This is a genomic window from Salinivibrio sp. PR932 (assembly GCF_001996125.1).
GTDB lineage: Bacteria > Pseudomonadota > Gammaproteobacteria > Enterobacterales > Vibrionaceae > Salinivibrio > Salinivibrio proteolyticus.
This window is the reverse complement of sequence record NZ_MUFM01000007.1, coordinates 62,252-80,308: the sequence shown is the minus strand read 5'-3', so window position 1 is coordinate 80,308 and position 18,057 is coordinate 62,252. Positions and strand designations below refer to the sequence as shown.

Here is an 18,057-nt window from a genome sequence, read left to right as displayed (position 1 = left end):
TCATCTTGCATAACGCTTTATGCGAGCAAAGCTCTTTATTAGCGTACAGCTCTTGATTAACGCATCGCTTTCAGTGTGTTAGCTCACTTCCAGCACGCTGGCCGCTGTGCATGGTAACGCTTACTGCGCAACGTAGCTACTCACAGTTAGGGCGCCAGTGTCCATTCTCGTTAACAGCGAACCGATGATAATTAAGACAACACAGCGACAGCAGCAAAAGTGAAAATCATACCCAGCGCGCAAACAGCGGTTGTCAGTGCGTATGCAAGTGTTTTATCCATGCTGATACTCCTTGTTGACATAATGATTAACCCCAAAGACGCCGCGGATCAGGTGCAATACCTATTAATCCAAGTATATACCCTCTCCTGTCAAAGCTGCACCGACGTCGACTAAGTGGGCTCTTACAAAGCTAAACTACTGATTAAAAGATGAAAAATATCGCTATTATGTAGCGAATAAAATGGCGAATCTGAGGCGATCATCATGTTTTCCCTATCCTCATCGTGAGGATCCGCGAGTAAAGATACCTGTGTGAACTTCAATTCAAGGGGGCATTTTGCTGTTTTTTTCGTCACCCAGACAGCAAATCAAAATAACGATCATTCGCCTCTATTGATAATTTTGACAGCTCAATCGTCTACATCAAAAGTAAAAGCCCAGCATGAAACACCACTTATAATTGTTTACACCAAGTTAACAAAAATTTTTGTGCTAACTGCTTGGTTTTGCGGCTATTGATTTAGGCCTGACCAGTGCTTAATCTGCCATCAATGCCCGTCCTAGATAAAAATTTCAACATACGGGCAACAGGAAGTTAAAACTTATAATTGTGGGAATGTGCTATTTCTTTCATATAAGCCATAAAACGATCTGCAGCCTCACAACACTGCGATACCTATATGGTGAAAGATGGTAGCGATTCGCAAAGGAGTAGATATGAAACGAGAACAATGGGGCTCGCGCGCTGGCTTTATTTTAGCCGCTGTCGGGTCAGCAATTGGCTTGGGGAACATTTGGCGATTCCCTTATATGGCCTACGAAAACGGTGGCGGCGCCTTTTTTATTCCATACCTTTTCGCCATGCTAACCGCCGGTATCCCCTTTATGATCATGGAGTTTGGGTTAGGCAAAAAACTCCGCGGCTCGTCGCCTGTGGTCTTTTCTAAACTCAATACCAAGTTCGAATGGTTAGGCTGGTTCCAAGTTCTGATCGCCGCAACCATCGGTATTTACTATGTTGCCGTCATTGGTTGGGCCATCTCTTATTTTGGCTTCTCGTTTGGCCAGGATTGGGGCACAGATACCAACGCGTTCTTTTTCTCTGACTATTTGAAGCTGGGAGAAAATTCACCCACCAACTTAGGCGATTGGCAATGGCATATTGCTATTCCGATGATCATCGCATGGGCAATCACTTATGCAGCCGTCTATCGTGGCGTCAAAGGCGGGATTGAAAAAGCCAGCAAGATTATGATGCCACTGCTATTCATCATGGTGATCTTGCTGATTGGCCGCGTAGTGATGCTGCCGGGTGCCCTCGATGGCTTGAACTACTTATTTGCGCCTGACTTTAGCAAGTTGTTAGATGCAAAAGTGTGGTCGGCCGCCTATGGGCAGATTTTCTTCACCTTGTCCGTTGGGTTTGCCATCATGCTGGCCTACTCCAGCTACCTGCCTGAAAAATCGGACGTAAACAACAACGCCTTGATGACAGTGCTGATCAACTGTGGCTTCTCCATTGTGGCGGGGGTATTGATCTTCTCCATTTTGGGCTACATGGCGGCAGAGCAAAGCAAAGGCATTACCGATGTTGTCAGTGGCGGCGTAGGACTTGCCTTTGTCACGCTACCAGCGGCGATCAACTTACTGCCGATCCCCTACATCCTCGGGCCATTGTTCTTCCTTGCGCTCGTCGTCGCTGGGCTGAGCTCACACATTTCGATTATCGAAGCAGTGACTGCATCGATCATGGATAAGCTGAACCTTGCACGTGAAAAGGCAGCGACAGCCGTCTGCGGCGTTGGCTTCGTGGTTTCGATGGCCTTTGCAACTAACGGCGGCTTGTTGCTTCTCGATTTAGTGGACTACTTCGTCAACAACGTAGCGCTGCTAGCAAGCTGTTTGATTGAGCTCATTGTCGTCGGCTGGTTGGTGAAACTTTCCGATATTCGCCAATACGTTAACCGCGTATCTGAGTTTAGTGTTGGCCAGTGGATGGAAGTGTGTATCCGCTTTGTCAGCCCAATTATGTTGGCCGTGATCATCACCAAAAACTTGATCAACACGGTTAATGAAGGATACGGCGGCTATGCACAGTTCGAACTCATCACCCTAGGTTGGGGGCTCGTCGCAGCCATGGTTGTGGTTGGCATCATCGTGAATTCAACCACAACGCCCGCACGCGATATGGAGACAGAATCATGACCACAGGCGCAATTGTAATGATGATCATTGGTTTCGCGGTCACATGGGGTGGCGCGGCACTGTGTATTCACAAAGCGATGCACAGCGATAGCGAGTAATCCTGTCTGGCATCTCACTAAGGTTTCTAAAGCCCTCTTCGGAGGGCTTTTTCGTTTCCAGCGATTTTATTCTTCGTTTGCCTGCATTCTCGTTCGTCCTGTCTAGGGTATGTGGTCTGACCTTGATCAAGTCGCTGATTAATTATGCAAAGTGCGTCATTGTCAGTAGCATCACAGGCCCAAACCACCGATAATGGCGCTCATTGATGTTGGTAAGAAAGGGTATCGGCGCTATGGCTGCAGCCAAACGCATTTTAGTGGTTGATGACGATGTAGAAATTCGCGAGCTTTTGCAGGCCTATCTGTCCAAAGCAGGATATGAAGTGACCACCGCGCAAAATGGTCATGAAATGCGCTCGAAGCTTGCGGTCCAATACCCAGACCTTATCTTACTTGACGTGATGCTTCCCGGTGATGATGGGTTTACCTTATGTAAAGCCATTCGCAAAGACTCCAGCGTGCCAATCATTATGCTCACCGCGGTGTCTGATGAAACCGATCAAATCGTTGGCTTAGAGCTGGGCGCGGATGATTATATTGCCAAACCCTTTAGTCCTCGCCAGCTCATTGCGCGTATTCGTGCTTTGCTTCGCCGCACCCAACAATTGCAAGAAACGACCTTATCGCGGCCGAAAGCGATTCGGTTTGGGCAATGGCGCTTGGAGCCGGCGACACAACAGCTCCATCAAGTGGTCACCGGCATGGAGATTGAACTCTCGGCATCGGATTATGCGCTGCTGATGTTGTTTATAGATAACCCCCACCAATTGTTAGATCGCAACGCGATTAGCCAAGCCACCCGAGGCCGCGACGCTCAGCCACAAGAACGAGGCATAGATGTCCAAGTAAGCCGCCTACGACAGCGCCTGCGTGATAATGGTAAAGCAAACCTAATCAAAACCGTCCGCGGTGCGGGCTATATGTTTGTCGCTGAGATCCAATATGAATCATGAGTGGTTACAACGGCTCGTGCCGCGCTCTCTCCTCTCGCGTACGCTGCTCCTTACCCTATTGTCCGTCGTGCTCGCACAGGTGATCGCGACATCAATTTGGTACACCCAATCCAAACGCACGCAGCTGGCGGGGTTAGAGTCCGCGTCAGCCAGCTTGGCGAATATGTTCGCGTCGACAACCACCTTTTTTCAGTCCTTGCCCGTCGCGTACCGCCATATCGCATTAAATCAACTACGCAATATGGGCGGAACCCGTTTTTTTGTCTCTTTCAACAAAGAAAAAATCAACATCACCCCTATAGAAGAGACCCAAGCGAAACAGGTAGCGGTCAATACCGTCTCGCAAGTGCTAGAGGCGCAACTGCCCGCGCTGAGCACCATTGACGTGGAATTTTCCCGCCCCGAGACGCTGCGCGTCTTAAACAACGACATATTACTCCGCGACCTACCCAAATCATGGGCGCATCATACTCTGAGCCTTGAGCCACTTAATCCCCCTATTTTGGTGGTGCAAATGGAGCTCAAAAGCAATGAGTGGATTTACATCGCAGCCCTGCTCCCCGCGCCGTATGTCACCTTAGACGATACGTTGATCACGGCGGATCAGGTGGTCTTTATTGTGGTGATCACCGCGTTACTGTTGTTGTTTACTTACAGTTTAATTCGTCAACAAGCGCGGCCACTCAAACGCTTAGCGAAAGCGGCGAACCTGTTTAGTACAGACATTGAACAACCACCACTCAAAGAAGAAGGCGCTGCAGAGATCGCGATTGTGACGCGCGCATTCAACCGTATGCAGCGTCGATTACAACGGCATTTGCGAGAGCGTGAAACCCTGTTTCGCTCGATGTCACATGATTTAAAAACCCCGATAACCCGATTACGTCTGCGGGCAGAATTGATTGATGATGACATCCAAGCCGCCAAAATGAACAAAGACTTGGATGAGCTCGAAATCATGGTAAAAGGCGCCGTTCAAACCGTGCGTGATACCGACATTCACGAAAACATGGCCGAGATTGATGTGATTGATTTCTTGGCGGTAATTGCCGAGCCCCACAATCAAGATCGGGTGCGTGTCACCATCGAATGTGAGGCAGTGAAAGGCTTTACCTGTAAACCTCTGGCGTTTAAACGCTGCCTATCTAATTTGATTGATAACGGCGTTAAATACGGCGAACAAGTCACCATCTATGTGATGGATGCCGAACATACGCTGGATATCACCCTAATCGACCAAGGGCCAGGGATCCCGGAAGAAGAGCTCGACTCGGTATTTGACCCCTACGTGCGCCTTCACACCGATAACGAGGGCTCAGGGTTAGGGCTTGGCATTGCGCGTGATATTATTCATGCCCACGGCGGTGACATGGTACTCAGCAACCGCAATGAAGGTGGCCTGCAAGTCGATATTAGTTTTCCACGGGTAGAAGAATAATGCGATTGACTCTTAAAACACTGTGCGCCAGCGTCATTCAATCGACACTGCTGTATATTACGCCTGCCGCCCATGCCAGCGAGGTGGAAGTGCTCCATTGGTGGACATCGGCGGGAGAAGCCAAAGCGGCCTCCGTTTTACGCGCCGGGATCGAGCAACGCGGTCATCAGTGGCGTGATTTTGCGGTCGGCGGACAAGCGGGGATCAGCGCGATGAATACCTTAAGGATCCGCGCAATCAGTGGTAATCCTCCCCTCGCCGCACAAATTAAAGGACCAGAGATTACCGAATGGGCGCGTTTAGGCTTTTTACGCAACCTCAATGACATTGCGGAAGCAGAACACTGGGAAGACAAAATTCCAGCCCCGCTTCGTGACGTGATGCAATACCAAGGGGATTATGTCGCGGCCCCAATTAATATTCACCGCGTCAACTGGCTCTGGATCAATCTACGTGCCTTCAAGGACGCGGGGGCTGCCATTCCCCATGATTTTGRAAGCTTTTTTACCGCTGCCGATAAACTACAACAGGCTGGCTATATCCCACTGGCATTAGGCGGAGAACCTTGGCAGGTAGCGACCTTATTCGACACACTCGCCTTATCCGTGATGGGGCCTGAACATTATCAACAAGCCTTTCTCGACTTTGATCGCGAGGCGCTATTAAGTGACGGTGTCACAAAATCATTTTCTCTATTGGCCAAAATGCGCCCCTACACCGACTCCGACAATCTCGGCCGGAATTGGAGTGACACCACACGATTATTGATCGATAACCGAGCAGGCATGCAAGTGATGGGCGATTGGGCGAAAGGTGAATTTCTTGCAGCAAATCAGCAAGAAGGAAAAAACTTTACCTGTGTCGCGGTCCCCGGTACGGAGCAAGCGTTTAGCTATAACATAGATAGCTTTGTCTTTTTTAAGCCAAACAATGCCGAAGAGCGACAAAGCCAAACGGATATGGCTGAATACTTGTTAACACCACAGTTTCAGCGCGATTTCAATCGCTACAAAGGCTCACTACCAATTCGCCTTGATATCCCACTTCCGAACGGGGACACCTGTGCCGAAAAATCGCGTCAGGCCTTTCTCTACGCCGAGCAGCACAACACACTTAGCCCAAGCATGTCGCATGGATTGTCGACCACCCGCTACGTCCAAAGTGCGATTTTTGATGTGATTAATGAGTTCTTTTATAACCCTAAGCAAACACCCGAGGAGGCGACCCAAGCCCTCTATCGCGCCATTTTATCTGCGCAGGCCTAATTCAACAGATTAGGCCTCATCCGTTGGCCCATCATGCTGACACAGTACGCGGGGAATGGTGTCATCCAATCCGGTGTAATTGGTAAAGACACAATCAAACGTCGCAAGCGATGTCACACGAACCGGCGCTTGGCGTTGCCATTTTGAGCGGTCTGCCACCAGCCACCGCGCGGTTGCATTGGCTAAAATCGTCTCACTCACCGCCGCTTCGTCGGGAGTAAACTCGCACGCCCACCCTTGTTCACTGACAGCCGCACAGCCAATAATGGCAATATCAGGCTGAAAACGAGACAAAAATTGGATTACCGAATGGCCAACCATATCTTGATCATTGGCGCGTAGTTTTCCCCCAGCTAACCATACATCAATATGCGGATTCGCCCCCAACCGATGCGCCACCTTAAGGTTATTAGTCACCACCCGCAGATCTTTGCGAGAAAGCAACTGATCCGCCACCGCCGACGCTGTGGTGCCGATACCTAACATCACGGTGACACCATCAGGGATACGCGCAGCAACCGCCTGAGCAATGGCTTCTTTTTCGCGTGAATGGCTTTGTAAGCGTCGCTGATAGTCGGTATTGGCCAACGCTGCCGGCACACTGATCCCGCCATGATGGCGTCGCGCTAACCCGAGTGCGCACAGTTGATTGATATCACGACGAATAGTTTGGGTAGTCACCGAAAACTGGGCCGCCAAGGTATCCGTTTCTAAGTGTTCTACCTCATTGAGCTGGCGCATAATCGCCTGCTGACGTCGGTTTAAATCGGCCACGTCTGTCAACGTATTCCTCTCCTAGATTCGCTCATTCCGTTGGCGCAGAACCTAAATAGTTAGATGGCGCGTCAGTGATCATCATATCGACCCCCCACTCCCAAAGGTGCGCAACCTCTTCAGGGTGATTAGGGGTGTAACACTTAATCTTTAAACCGCACGCTTTAATCGCTTTGGCTTGTAACTCTGTTATGCCGCGATAGTGACAATGGATACTGTAGGTCGCGAGATCTTGATAACGGTGCCAGTCTTCGGGCACCACATCCCATAAAATCGCTCTTGCCACGCTCGGCATCGCCGTTTGACAGTAGGCAAGCGCCTCGAGAGAGAATGAAGAAAGCAGTACCCGCTCGAGTGGGAAACCGGTTTCACTCAGCGTGGCGGCAACCGCATCACACAAACGCGGAATATCTGTTTCAGGGTAAGTTTTTATTTCGATATTGATGTGCAATTCATCGGCAGCCACTTGGGCTAGCACGGCTGCTAGGGTAGGAACGCGCTCGCCTTGATAATTCGTATCAAAATATCCGCCAGCATCGAGCTGCGCAAGCTGGGCATAAGGTGTTTCCCCTAGCCGACCCACACCATTGGTGCAACGACTCAGTGTGTCATCATGAAACACAACGGGTACCCCGTCTTGTGTTAGTTGGACATCGATTTCAACCCATTCCATTTCCCACAAGCGCACTTGGCGAATCGACGCCAAGGTATTTTCAGGAGCATCCGCGGCGACCCCCCGGTGGCCACAGAGTTGTTTGGGGCTAATTTTCATTTGAACATTTCTCTTTAGTCAGTAATGGCAGCGCCAATTTGGCACGCAGTGGACGCATTGTCGCCGAACTAGCTTACAGTTTTGTTACTTACAGGTGTCAGATATTTCAGTGTTTTCATGCACAAAGTCTGCGCCTGTTAACAGAGGTTTAACCTTAAGTGCGACCCCAGTCAAAAGTCATCAAATCGTCATCTCCCTTTTCACACCCGTTCATATTATGTTCACTTCTGTTCATTAAGTTGCGTCATGTTCACACCCACTCAAAAGGAGTTATGCATGAAAACCCAACGCTTAACCGCGATCTCTTCGGCCCTTCTGTTGGCCTCTTTTTCTGCCAACGCAGCAACCGAAATTGAATGGTGGCACGCGATGGGCGGGAACCTAGGCGAAAAAGTGAATGAAATCGCTGAAAAGTTCAATGCCAGTCAGGATGACTATGTTGTTAAACCGGTATACAAAGGCAACTATACCGAAACCATGACCGGCGCCGTCTCCGCGTTCCGCGCCAACAAACAACCTCATATCGTGCAGGTGTTTGAAGTTGGCACCGCGACCATGATGTCAGCAAAAGGCGCCGTCTATCCGGTGTACAAGCTGATGAAAGATGCCAACGAGCCCTTCGATCAATCTGATTATCTTTCGTCTGTCACCGGCTATTATTCGGATGAAGACGGCAACATGCTGTCAATGCCTTTCAATAGTTCAACGCCCGTCCTGTATTACAACAAAGACTTGTTTAAACAAGCCGGTGTTCAGCCTCCTAAAACCTGGGAAGAAGTTGAAACCGCATCGAAAAAGCTCCTCGCGAACGGCGCGAAATGTGGCTTTACCACAGGTTGGCAATCGTGGGTACAAATCGAAAACCTAGGCGCTCGTCACAACGCACCGATTGCGACCAATGACAACGGCTTTGCCGGTATCGACAACAAAATGTTGATCAACAAAGCACCTTTTGTCGATCACATTCAGAAGATGGCCGATTGGCAGCAAGCTGGCATTTTCGAATACGGTGGCCGCCGCTCTGACAGTGCACCACTGTTTTATAGCGGTGAGTGTGCCATGTACATGAACTCATCGGCCTCTTATGCCGGTGTGAAAGAAAGCGTCAAGGACTTCGAGTTTGGCGTTGCAAAACTGCCGTACTGGAACAAAGCGGTCGAGCAGCCACGCAATACCATTATCGGTGGTGCCACTCTATGGGTTCTGCAAGGCCACGAGTCTGAAGAATACAAAGGTGTCGCCCAGTTCTTCTCTTTCCTCTCAAAGCCTGAGATCCAAGCTGATTGGCACCAGTTTACTGGCTACTTACCCATCACCCATGCAGCGTACGAGCTGAGCAAGAAACAAGGCTTCTATGCGCAGAACCCAGGGACTGACATTGCTATCAAGCAAATGACAGAAGTCGAGCCAACCCCTGCATCAAAAGGGATTCGCTTGGGCAACTTCGTGCAGATCCGCGATGTGATCAACGAAGAGCTTGAAACGGTTTGGTCTGGCGACAAATCGGCACAAGAAGCGCTCGACGAAGCGGTTGAGCGTGCCAATGGTCTGCTGTCTAAATTCGCGAAAGCGAACAAATAAGTTAGTTGTTGTATGAAGGAGCGGTGCCTTAGGCCCGCTCCTGTTATTGAGAAAGCCTATGTCCAATAAACCCACATTTAACCATTGTGCGTTTCCAATACTGCTCCTCACGCCTCAGTTATTGATTACGTTTATCTTCTTTTTATGGCCCGCCGCACAGGCCATTTGGCAATCAACCTTATTAGAGGATCCATTCGGCCTGAGCACCGAATTTGTCGGGGTGGAAAACTTTATCGAACTGCTCGGTGATTCAAGCTACTACGGCTCCTTTTTTAACACGCTGTTTTTTAGTTTTGCCGTCGCAGGCACCGCGTTGATCTCTGCCCTTATCCTCGCAGTCATGGCCGACCGTGTGATTAAAGGCGCCACAGGCTACAAAACATTATTAGTATGGCCCTATGCCGTCGCACCAGCTGTCGCTGGGGTACTGTGGCTCTTTATGTTTAACCCGACCGTCGGTGTATTGGCACATGCGCTGAAAGCGCTGGGGCTAGACTGGAACCCGTTTACCCACTCGGGAGACGCAATGACCATGGTGATCATTGCCGCAACATGGAAGCAGATAAGCTACAACTTTCTGTTTTTCCTCGCAGGGTTGCAGTCTATTCCTCGCTCCTTGATTGAAGCGGCTGCCATTGATGGCGCCGGCCCGGGTAAACGGTTTTTTACCATTATCTTCCCGCTGCTCTCGCCCACCTCTTTCTTCTTACTGGTGGTCAACTTGGTGTATGCCTTTTTCGAAACCTTTGGCGTGATCCATGCCATGACACAAGGTGGCCCGGGACAGTCCACCACCACCTTGGTTTACAAAGTCTACTCCGATGGGTTTGTCGGCCTAAATCTGGGCTCATCAGCAGCGCAATCTGTGGTGCTCATGCTCTTGGTCGGTGCGCTGACCGTTATCCAATTTAAATACGTTGAAAAGAAGGTGGCTTACTGATGGTTGAACGTCGCCCTTGGTTAACTTTTTTCTCGCACTTGGTATTGATGCTGGGTGTTGCGTCAGTGGCCTTGCCAGTATGGCTTGCCCTTACTGCCGCTACGCACGATAGCAGTGCGTTTGTCAGTGGCATGACGCCGCTGTGGTTTGGGGACAAAGGTTTGTCGGTGTTTCAAGAGGTCCTTACTGAAGGCACTTCGCGCGAACTCAAGATCTCGGTCGCTGGCATGTTGTGGAATTCCTTTTTAATGGCGATGGGAATTTCACTGGGCAAGCTGGCCATTTCTATTTTATCGGCCTATGCGGTGGTGTACTTTCGTTTTCCCGGTCGCATGCTGGCTTTTTGGGTGATCTTTATGACCCTGATGCTGCCTGTTGAAGTCCGCATTATGCCCACGTTTCAGGTGATTGCTGACCTCAATATGCTCAACTCAATGCCAGGATTAACCATTCCGTTAATTGCCAGCGCCACTGCCACTTTCTTATTTCGTCAGTTTTTTATGACGGTCCCGGGAGAAATGCTGGAAGCGGCTCGCATCGATGGTGCAGGCCCCTTTAAGTTTTTCAAAGACATTTTATTGCCGCTTTCGCGAACGAATATCGCGGCCTTGTTTGTAATTACCTTTATCTATGGATGGAACCAATACCTTTGGCCCATTTTGATCACCACCGACGATCAGTACTACACCATTGTGATGAGTATTCAACGCATGCTTTCAGTCGGTGATGGTGAAGTGGAATGGAACCGCGTAATGGCGACCACATTGATGGCCATGCTTCCCCCCGTTCTAGTCGTGTTGGGGATGCAAAAGTTGTTTGTAAAAGGTTTGGTGGAGACGGAGAAGTAAATGGCGACGGTAACCCTGAATAACATTAAGAAAACGTACCCAAACGGGTTTAAAGCAATTCATGGCATTGATTTAGCCATAGACGATGGCGAGATGATCGTGCTCGTCGGTCCGAGTGGGTGCGGTAAATCGACCTTGCTACGCATGATTGCCGGTCTGGAAGGGATCTCGCAAGGCGATCTGATTATCGACCAGAAAAAGGTCAACGACTTGGAGCCCGGCGAACGTGATATCGCAATGGTGTTTCAAAACTACGCGCTCTATCCGCATATGAGTGTGTTCGACAACATGGCCTATGGCTTGCGTAACCGCGGAACACCAAAGGACAAAATCCAGCAATTGGTCCAAGAAGTTGCGACCATGCTTGAACTCGACCACTTACTAGACAGACGCCCAAATCAACTCTCTGGCGGCCAACGCCAACGTGTTGCCATGGGCCGCGCCATTGTGCGTCGACCAAAAGTCTTCTTGTTCGATGAGCCGCTGTCAAACCTGGATGCAAAACTGCGGGTACAAATGCGGCTCGAGATCAAAAGCCTACAACGTAAGCTGAATACCACGGCGGTGTACGTCACCCACGATCAGGTCGAAGCCATGACGTTAGCCGACCGCTTGGTGGTCCTTAATGGTGGCAACGTCGAGCAAATTGGTACGCCAATCGAGGTTTATGACGCACCGGCAAGCTTGTTTGTCGCCACCTTTATTGGCTCACCCGCCATGAACATTGTTGCTGGAAGCCTCGAGCACGGTCAGCTCAATATCGGCGCACACACACTGGCAACCTGTGATGTGGTAGGTCATCAATCCGTCTCTGTTGGGTTACGGCCAGAACACTTGAAAGTAGTCGATGCGAGCAAAGCATTGTTCACCATGACGGTAACCCTCACCGAGTCACTCGGTGCAGATTTACTGGTTTATGGACACATACGTGACACCAACAGCTTGCTGACGCTCCGCCTTGAAGGCCATACCAAAGTGAAAGAAGGCGATCAGTTGCCGCTGACGATAGCTGCTCACAACCTGCATGTATTCGACGGTGAGCATGGCAAGCGACTGGATGTCACCTTACAACAACCAGAACGTCAGATTGAGACGGTATCCTAACATCGGAGTATCCCCATGACCGCCCCTTTGCCGATTGCTCAATTGTCACAGTCTGCTGCAGACTGGCGTGATCTGCGTTGGTTGCTAACAGACGTGGACGACACGCTCACTTGGCAGGGGGCGCTGCCTTGGCAAACGTTACAAGCACTCACCCAACTTCGCGATGCGGGAATCCGCGTGATACCGGTAACGGGGGCATGTGCAGGATGGTGTGATCATATTGCGAATGCATGGCCCGTTGACGCCGTGATTGGAGAAAATGGTGCATTCGTGATGCAGCGTCAAAACGGAACCTTAAACACCACCATCAATCGCGCGGCCCAGCAAGCACAGGCAGAATTACTCGCTTTCGTACAAACGCTTTTATCTCAGTATCCGGCACGGTGCATTGCCAGCGATCAAGCCTACCGTGTCGCAGAAGTGGCGATTGATATAGGTCAGCACACTCCGGCTGCGCCAAAGGATGAAATCCGAGCCCTTCTTGATGCGCTCCACGCCTATGGTGCCAATGCGACAGCAAGCTCCATTCATATCAATGCCTGGGTGGGTGATCACAGTAAGAAGGTATCGAGTTTTTGCTATTTAGCCGAGCAAGGCTTATCCGGTAAACAATACAGTGAACAGGTTGCGTTTATTGGCGACTCGCTAAATGACAGCCAAATGTTCGCTTCGTTTCCCTTGAGCGTCGGCGTCGCGAATATCGCGCACCATTTACCCTCACTGTCCCATCCCCCGCAGTGGATCACCACCCAACCGGGCGGTTTTGGCTTCGCGGAATTTGCGCACCAACTTCTCACTCTCAAGCGTCAATAACCGGCTAACCGAAGGCGCGCTATGTCGGGATAATAGGACGCAATTTGATATCGTTCGGACGAAAAATCACCACTAAATCTGCGACCTGCCTCATACCTAGCTCGACAGATGACTTTTTATATCAATGTTTTATTTAACTTTAACAAAGGCTCGTTCTACAATGTCGCCCGTTAACGTTTAAACTAACGCCCAAAACCTCACGTATCGCTCGCGGTTATGTCGCCCTGTCACCACCAACTGTGGCAGTGAAATGCATAGAGCGATGATAATAACGATAAGGATAATGTTATGAAACGCTATGCCCTAGCGCTGTTAGCAGCGGTAATGCCAGCGATGTCACAGGCGGCTCCCGTCGAGAATGCGGATTGTTATACCGCCAAATACCACGATTACGTTGACGCCTCGATCAACTGGTACCAAGATTTAGTATCCTTGACCGTCAGTAAAGACGAGTCGTTAAAAGACGTTGCCGATTGGTTCTTACGTGGCCGAGAAAACCATTTTAAGCTCAACGCACAAGCCTTTGACTATTATCTCAGCAACGATACCGCCAAGCTAAGCCTCGATGCCCCGGTTGAATCTTGGCTGCAACTCACGCAAGAAGACGTCAAAGCCCTTTCACAATCATCATTGCCACCGGCTAAGCTCGCCAAAGAAGTCTTTGAGTTTCGCCAAGGCGAGGCCATGGAAGGGAACTATGCGCTGCGCAGTGCACTTGCTGACTTGCTCAGCCATCCCAAAGAAATTGATACCGCGCTTAATCAGTACAACAACCAAATGGCCGCGATTAATCAGCGCCAGTGTAAATAGTCTGTACGCTTAAACGCCACCTAGTTTTGAATGGTTGCAGGCAGAGCCGGTTCACTCCGGCTCTTTGTCCATCTACCGGTGAACAAAGCACGACGTCATTTCGCTTTCACTCCCCTACGCATTAGGGATAACACCTTGCTGACTGATAAAAAAAGCCTGATGCTAGCCGGTTTTTTTGCTATGTTGTGGCCATTTCTCAGCAAGTGCTCTCGTGACCATCAGTGACCCTGTCACTTAATGATGGCCAATCTTGAACTGCGAAGCAGATACAAAAGAAGAATTCCATGGCAACACAAAACAAAGCTGCGGACGCCACACCGGAAACGCTGCACCGGATTTTTACTGTTCCAGAAGCGCCCGATTCAACACTGAGCAAAATCGAGCAAGAGATCTCGCAAAACCTCAATCGATTTTTGCAAAACCATATTGCCGCCAGCGATCGCTCTTTGGCAGATATTGAAAGTGACTTTAGTGATCCGACGATCCCTGAAGATCCTGCGTTTGTGTCCGACCATACCCAGTTTTTGCTCGATAAATTGGTCGCACAGTCTGTACATACTTCCTCGCCGCGATTTATCGGTCACATGACATCGGCGCTGCCGTACTTTTTGATGCCGTTATCTAAAATTATGATCGGGCTAAATCAAAATACGGTGAAAATCGAAACATCGAAGGCCTTTACGCCATTGGAGCGTCAAGTCTTGGGCATGTTGCATAACTTGATTTACGGCCAAGACGATGCCTTCTACCAAAGCTGGATGCACAGTGCTAACCACTCTTTAGGGGCATTTTGTTCGGGAGGCACCATTGCCAATATGACCGCCCTTTGGGTCGCCCGTAACAATGTATTGAAACCAGACGGTGATTTTCCCGGCATTCATAAAGCGGGACTATTCAGTGCCATGCGCCATTATGGCTACCAAGATCTGGCCATATTGGTGTCTGAGCGCGGTCATTATTCTCTCGGCAAAGCCGCCGACGTATTAGGCATCGGTCGAGACCAGCTGATTTCTATTCCTGCTGATGGCAATAACCGCATTTGCATTGATGCACTGGAAGAGAAAATTGTTGAGCTTAACCAAGCCAATATCAAGCCAATTGCGATTGTCGGTGTCGCAGGGACCACAGAAACAGGCAACATTGATCCGCTTAATGCCCTCGCAGATATTGCCGAACGTGAAGGGATCCACTTCCACGTCGATGCGGCTTGGGGAGGTGCGACCTTGATGTCAAATAATCAGCGACATAAGTTAGCGGGCATTGAACGGGCCGACTCCGTCACCATTGATGCGCATAAGCAACTCTATGCGCCTATGGGTGCCGGTATGGTGCTGTTTAAAGACCCGTCTCTCGTCGCATCGATTGAGCATCACGCTGAATACATTTTGCGTAAGGGTTCAAAAGATTTGGGCAGCCACACGCTTGAGGGCTCACGGAGTGGAATGGCGATGCTGGTGTTCGCATGTATGAACATTATCTCGCGACGTGGTTATGAGTTGTTGATCGATCAGAGCATCGATAAAGCCTCTCATTTTGCACGCATGATTGACGCTCACTCTGACTATGAGCTGATTTCTGAGCCCGAGTTATGCCTACTCACCTATCGTTTTGTGCCTCAACGTGTTCAAGCGGCGCTTGCGATTGCCAGTGATGAACAGGTCGATTTGATGCACGACCTGCTCAACGATCTGACCCAATTTATTCAAAAACGTCAGCGCGAGTGCGGCAACACCTTTGTGTCACGGACGCGTCTCACCCCAGAGCAGTGGCAACGTCGCACCACCACGGTTTTCCGCGTGGTATTGGCCAACCCTCTTACGACCCATGACATTCTCCATGAGGTGTTAGAAGAGCAAGCCCGCATTGCAAAGCAGAGCGAATTTGCCTATCCGCGCCTGATGACACTGGCCGAAAGCATTCTCAAAGCGTGTTAACCCATTGCAATGATGCTGGGTAAGAGACAAAAGGCAGTCATCGACTGCCTTTTGTTATTTGAGCGGTCCCGTTTTCGGGGGATCGGTCGATTGTAAACAGTGTGTTTGGCCCAAGGCTAACTCCCGCTCATGTTCAATTTGCAGTCTCGCTTGCCGCCATTGCATCAGCACTTGCGATTCGTTCATGGCCTTGCCGGGCTCAGAAAACAAAAAGCGCTGCAGGGTGTGATTGAACTCATGCGTGTTTTCCTGTTCATCATAGGTCACCCCCATTAGCTCAAATGCACGCGCTTTCTCTCTGTCTGTGCCGATCACAGTATACCGCTGCGCAATATCTAAAGTGTTGTCGTATCGACAATGGACCAGAGCTTGTTGCGCACCACGCAATTCTTCATTAAGGCCAATGGTGCTGTAATTACGCCATAAGTCAGAAAACTGCGGTACCGCGCAGCCGGTTACGGCCAGCGATACACTTAAAATAATCACCTTTTTAATCATGACCTGTCCCTGATTGACCCTGACTTCACTGATGACCTAAAACAATGCAATTTAAATGCCGACTAAGACTGGCGCGTTCCGATAACCACCTCTCCCGATTGCTCAAACATGGCCACCTCTTTACGGCGGCGGCCAAGCAAGATGGGTTTATCATCATAGAATAGAAAGTTCTTCCAGTATTTTTTAAAGATTCCCCAGCGAGACTCCACAACATTGTGTTTGTCATAGCAAAAATAGATCACAATGTTGTCCTCCCAGGGGAAATGCGCCAAGAACTCATCAGGAAGATCCTCATCATTATCCCATGCGCTCTGCCATACCAAGCGGTTTTTCCAAACGCTTTGGTGAGTTGGCCAATCTTGTTTGCCAAAATGATCGGGCGTAGGACTGTCTTTACTGACAAATTCTTGCCATAGCTGTCCAGCACGGGCCTCCGTCATGGGTTTAATTTCGGCGAGATCGCTCTCTGCAATCGGTAATGATTGATGGGTGAAGATCCACTTGCGCTTATAGTCGGATAAAGGGATGTAGTTCATGGTGTTGTTCGTTATCACATTGGCGTAAGACGCCACTTTACCATATCCACGGATCGGTTGTTACTGACGCGCTCGCATACAAAAACGGCAATGCGCGAGGCATTGCCGTGAATGACTAAATAGCAGTGGTTAATGTTAACTGTTTACCGCAATCTCGTCGGTTGATTTAATGTCTTCATCGCTACCCACTTTGCGGTGGCCTTGATCAAGGTGAACCATTCCCACTAAATCATCATTGCTCACTTGGAACGCTTGACCAAACCCTTTTACGTACAAGCCATTTTCTGGCACCAAGCGGAATAAGCGAAAGTCTTCCAACCCACTTAAGTTACCAATAATGTCACCAAAGCGTGCTTTCAATGCCTCAATACCTGCATGCCACGCCTCAGTATTGCGCGTCACCATCTCGGCTTGAGCGTCAAAGCTGAGTCGTTGACGAGCAAAAATCTGCTTCGCGCTGCCCTCATCTTCGATCATCATCAAAGACAGGTTGGGGTTTTCTTGCAGGTTACGGGCATGACGAGCAATTTCACTGATCAAGATATAAAAGCCATCTTCGCGCTGGGCAAAAGGGGCATAACTGACATTGGGTTTGCCTTGCGCGTCGAGTGTTGCAAGCTGCAGGGTACGGCAGTTTGCACGAAATTCTTTAATTTCAGGGCCAAGACGGTTTTGTAGGCGCTCTTGTTTAGTAGCTTGATCCATGATTATTGCTCCGATTCTGTCAATTGAGAGGTTGCCAACTGCGTTTTTAGTTGATTGAAGGCTTCAATCTGATGTTCGAGAAGCTGACGCTTTTCGTCACGCCCCAAGTAAATTTTGAAAATTGACTCACCTTGTTCGGTGAAAAAGCCGATGTAGTGGGTTACTTTGCCGCGAAAAGGCTTACTGACAAATGCAATACCCGCCATGCGCTCTAGCTTTAGGTGGCCATGCATTTCGCCCGGCTTTCCCATTAAGTTGTAGTAGCCATAAGCGATCTTGCCTTTAGGGAAAGGCGCCTTCACTTCAAATATCGAGCCGCCAGAATGCACGATCGCGGTCACCGGACCGCCCCACTCGGCCACTTGACTTAACACCGTTTCGGCGTGTTGCCCATCTACCCAGGTTTGATACTCGGATGGCATCGCGCGTACCACCTCACCTTCACTGACACCCAGCGTATTCGCCATATCCGCGGGCAGCATGGAGGCGTTCTCGGTGAGTAAGGCATTGACTTGCTCGGTCAATGTAGTTGTCATGGTTTACTCCCAGCCTATTGTTATC

Annotated in this window: 18 protein-coding genes; 12 read left to right on the top strand and 6 right to left on the bottom strand. The window is 49.8% G+C overall.

Annotation, left to right across the window (positions count from 1 at the left end; translation table 11 throughout):
• The first annotated feature begins 939 nt into the window (after window positions 1–939).
• The 5 genes from BZG84_RS05195 (at window position 940) to BZG84_RS05180 (ending at window position 6,181) form a co-directional block, all read left to right on the top strand.
• Complete coding sequence (locus BZG84_RS05195; RefSeq protein ID WP_069587598.1) at window positions 940–2,427, top strand: sodium-dependent transporter; 1,488 nt, start codon at window positions 940–942, stop codon at window positions 2,425–2,427.
• The gene (locus tag BZG84_RS16180) at window positions 2,424–2,525 is read left to right on the top strand and encodes a MetS family NSS transporter small subunit (protein WP_096628241.1); all 102 of its coding nucleotides are present in this window, start codon (window positions 2,424–2,426) and stop codon (window positions 2,523–2,525) included. Before BZG84_RS05195 ends, BZG84_RS16180 begins: the two co-directional genes overlap by 4 nt.
• Before the next feature lie 233 nt (window positions 2,526–2,758).
• The gene (locus BZG84_RS05190) at window positions 2,759–3,478 is read left to right on the top strand and encodes a response regulator (RefSeq protein WP_069587752.1); all 720 of its coding nucleotides are present in this window, start codon (window positions 2,759–2,761) and stop codon (window positions 3,476–3,478) included.
• Window positions 3,468–4,916, top strand: coding sequence for an ATP-binding protein (locus tag BZG84_RS05185; protein ID WP_077456085.1), 1,449 nt, complete (start codon window positions 3,468–3,470; stop codon window positions 4,914–4,916). Before BZG84_RS05190 ends, BZG84_RS05185 begins: the two co-directional genes overlap by 11 nt.
• A complete protein-coding gene (locus BZG84_RS05180) occupies window positions 4,916–6,181 on the top strand; it encodes an ABC transporter substrate-binding protein (RefSeq protein WP_077678014.1) in 1,266 nt (421 codons plus the stop codon). Before BZG84_RS05185 ends, BZG84_RS05180 begins: the two co-directional genes overlap by 1 nt.
• 9 nt (window positions 6,182–6,190) lie before the next feature.
• On the opposite strand, the gene BZG84_RS05175 is transcribed toward BZG84_RS05180, so the two are convergent.
• A complete protein-coding gene (locus BZG84_RS05175; protein ID WP_274532431.1) occupies window positions 6,191–6,955 on the bottom strand; it encodes a DeoR/GlpR family DNA-binding transcription regulator in 765 nt (254 codons plus the stop codon).
• A 31-nt stretch (window positions 6,956–6,986) separates the two neighbouring features.
• Window positions 6,987–7,727 carry a glycerophosphodiester phosphodiesterase family protein gene (locus tag BZG84_RS05170; RefSeq protein WP_077479356.1) on the bottom strand — a complete coding sequence of 247 codons (741 nt, stop codon included), beginning with the start codon at window positions 7,725–7,727 and terminating at the stop codon, window positions 6,987–6,989.
• Window positions 7,728–8,003: 276 nt separating this feature from the next.
• On the opposite strand from BZG84_RS05170, the gene ugpB reads away from it, so the two are divergent.
• From ugpB to panP, 7 genes are all read left to right on the top strand, one after another.
• Window positions 8,004–9,308 (top strand): sn-glycerol-3-phosphate ABC transporter substrate-binding protein UgpB, encoded by a 1,305-nt coding sequence (gene ugpB, locus BZG84_RS05165; RefSeq protein ID WP_077479355.1) that lies wholly within the window; start codon window positions 8,004–8,006, stop codon window positions 9,306–9,308.
• 58 nt (window positions 9,309–9,366) lie between these two features.
• The gene (gene ugpA, locus BZG84_RS05160) at window positions 9,367–10,248 is read left to right on the top strand and encodes a sn-glycerol-3-phosphate ABC transporter permease UgpA (protein ID WP_077479354.1); all 882 of its coding nucleotides are present in this window, start codon (window positions 9,367–9,369) and stop codon (window positions 10,246–10,248) included.
• Window positions 10,248–11,096 carry a sn-glycerol-3-phosphate ABC transporter permease UgpE gene (gene ugpE / locus BZG84_RS05155; RefSeq protein ID WP_077479353.1) on the top strand — a complete coding sequence of 283 codons (849 nt, stop codon included), beginning with the start codon at window positions 10,248–10,250 and terminating at the stop codon, window positions 11,094–11,096. Before ugpA ends, ugpE begins: the two co-directional genes overlap by 1 nt.
• Entirely contained in the window at window positions 11,097–12,200 is a 1,104-nt protein-coding gene (gene ugpC / locus BZG84_RS05150; protein WP_077479352.1) for a sn-glycerol-3-phosphate ABC transporter ATP-binding protein UgpC, read from the top strand. It begins immediately after the preceding gene.
• A 15-nt stretch (window positions 12,201–12,215) separates the two neighbouring features.
• Complete coding sequence (locus tag BZG84_RS05145; RefSeq protein WP_077479351.1) at window positions 12,216–13,013, top strand: HAD family hydrolase; 798 nt, start codon at window positions 12,216–12,218, stop codon at window positions 13,011–13,013.
• Window positions 13,014–13,301: 288 nt separating this feature from the next.
• Window positions 13,302–13,823 (top strand): hypothetical protein, encoded by a 522-nt coding sequence (locus BZG84_RS05140; RefSeq protein WP_069587589.1) that lies wholly within the window; start codon window positions 13,302–13,304, stop codon window positions 13,821–13,823.
• A 284-nt stretch (window positions 13,824–14,107) separates the two neighbouring features.
• Window positions 14,108–15,757: a pyridoxal-dependent aspartate 1-decarboxylase PanP gene (panP, locus tag BZG84_RS05135; RefSeq protein WP_077479349.1), complete on the top strand. Its 1,650-nt coding sequence runs from the start codon at window positions 14,108–14,110 to the stop codon at window positions 15,755–15,757.
• A gap of 54 nt (window positions 15,758–15,811) precedes the next feature.
• Here panP and BZG84_RS05130 read toward each other — a convergent pair whose 3' ends face one another.
• The 4 genes from BZG84_RS05130 to hutX form a co-directional block, all read right to left on the bottom strand.
• On the bottom strand, window positions 15,812–16,255 hold the full coding sequence (locus tag BZG84_RS05130; protein WP_077479348.1) for a hypothetical protein: 444 nt from the start codon (window positions 16,253–16,255) through the stop codon (window positions 15,812–15,814).
• A gap of 62 nt (window positions 16,256–16,317) precedes the next feature.
• Window positions 16,318–16,791, bottom strand: coding sequence for a DUF2947 domain-containing protein (locus tag BZG84_RS05125; protein WP_077479347.1), 474 nt, complete (start codon window positions 16,789–16,791; stop codon window positions 16,318–16,320).
• Between the two features lie 135 nt (window positions 16,792–16,926).
• Window positions 16,927–17,496 carry a heme utilization protein HutZ gene (gene hutZ / locus BZG84_RS05120; RefSeq protein WP_077479346.1) on the bottom strand — a complete coding sequence of 190 codons (570 nt, stop codon included), beginning with the start codon at window positions 17,494–17,496 and terminating at the stop codon, window positions 16,927–16,929.
• A gap of 2 nt (window positions 17,497–17,498) precedes the next feature.
• The gene (hutX, locus tag BZG84_RS05115; RefSeq protein ID WP_077479345.1) at window positions 17,499–18,032 is read right to left on the bottom strand and encodes a heme utilization cystosolic carrier protein HutX; all 534 of its coding nucleotides are present in this window, start codon (window positions 18,030–18,032) and stop codon (window positions 17,499–17,501) included.
• Window positions 18,033–18,057 lie beyond the last annotated feature (25 nt).

Bases quoted from the DNA above. Each gene is read 5' to 3' on its own strand.
- hutZ (WP_077479346.1), bottom strand. From the start codon at position 17,496: ATGGATCAAGCTACTAAACAAGAGCGCCTACAAAACCGTCTTGGCCCT.
- hutX (WP_077479345.1), bottom strand. From the start codon at position 18,032: ATGACAACTACATTGACCGAGCAAGTCAATGCCTTACTCACCGAGAAC.
- BZG84_RS05125 (WP_077479347.1), bottom strand. From the start codon at position 16,791: ATGAACTACATCCCTTTATCCGACTATAAGCGCAAGTGGATCTTCACC.
- ugpC (WP_077479352.1), top strand. From the start codon at position 11,097: ATGGCGACGGTAACCCTGAATAACATTAAGAAAACGTACCCAAACGGG.
- BZG84_RS05140 (WP_069587589.1), top strand. From the start codon at position 13,302: ATGAAACGCTATGCCCTAGCGCTGTTAGCAGCGGTAATGCCAGCGATG.
- BZG84_RS05130 (WP_077479348.1), bottom strand. From the start codon at position 16,255: ATGATTAAAAAGGTGATTATTTTAAGTGTATCGCTGGCCGTAACCGGC.
- BZG84_RS16180 (WP_096628241.1), top strand. From the start codon at position 2,424: ATGACCACAGGCGCAATTGTAATGATGATCATTGGTTTCGCGGTCACA.
- BZG84_RS05190 (WP_069587752.1), top strand. From the start codon at position 2,759: ATGGCTGCAGCCAAACGCATTTTAGTGGTTGATGACGATGTAGAAATT.
- ugpA (WP_077479354.1), top strand. From the start codon at position 9,367: ATGTCCAATAAACCCACATTTAACCATTGTGCGTTTCCAATACTGCTC.
- BZG84_RS05170 (WP_077479356.1), bottom strand. From the start codon at position 7,727: ATGAAAATTAGCCCCAAACAACTCTGTGGCCACCGGGGGGTCGCCGCG.
- BZG84_RS05145 (WP_077479351.1), top strand. From the start codon at position 12,216: ATGACCGCCCCTTTGCCGATTGCTCAATTGTCACAGTCTGCTGCAGAC.
- ugpE (WP_077479353.1), top strand. From the start codon at position 10,248: ATGGTTGAACGTCGCCCTTGGTTAACTTTTTTCTCGCACTTGGTATTG.
- BZG84_RS05195 (WP_069587598.1), top strand. From the start codon at position 940: ATGAAACGAGAACAATGGGGCTCGCGCGCTGGCTTTATTTTAGCCGCT.
- panP (WP_077479349.1), top strand. From the start codon at position 14,108: ATGGCAACACAAAACAAAGCTGCGGACGCCACACCGGAAACGCTGCAC.
- ugpB (WP_077479355.1), top strand. From the start codon at position 8,004: ATGAAAACCCAACGCTTAACCGCGATCTCTTCGGCCCTTCTGTTGGCC.
- BZG84_RS05185 (WP_077456085.1), top strand. From the start codon at position 3,468: ATGAATCATGAGTGGTTACAACGGCTCGTGCCGCGCTCTCTCCTCTCG.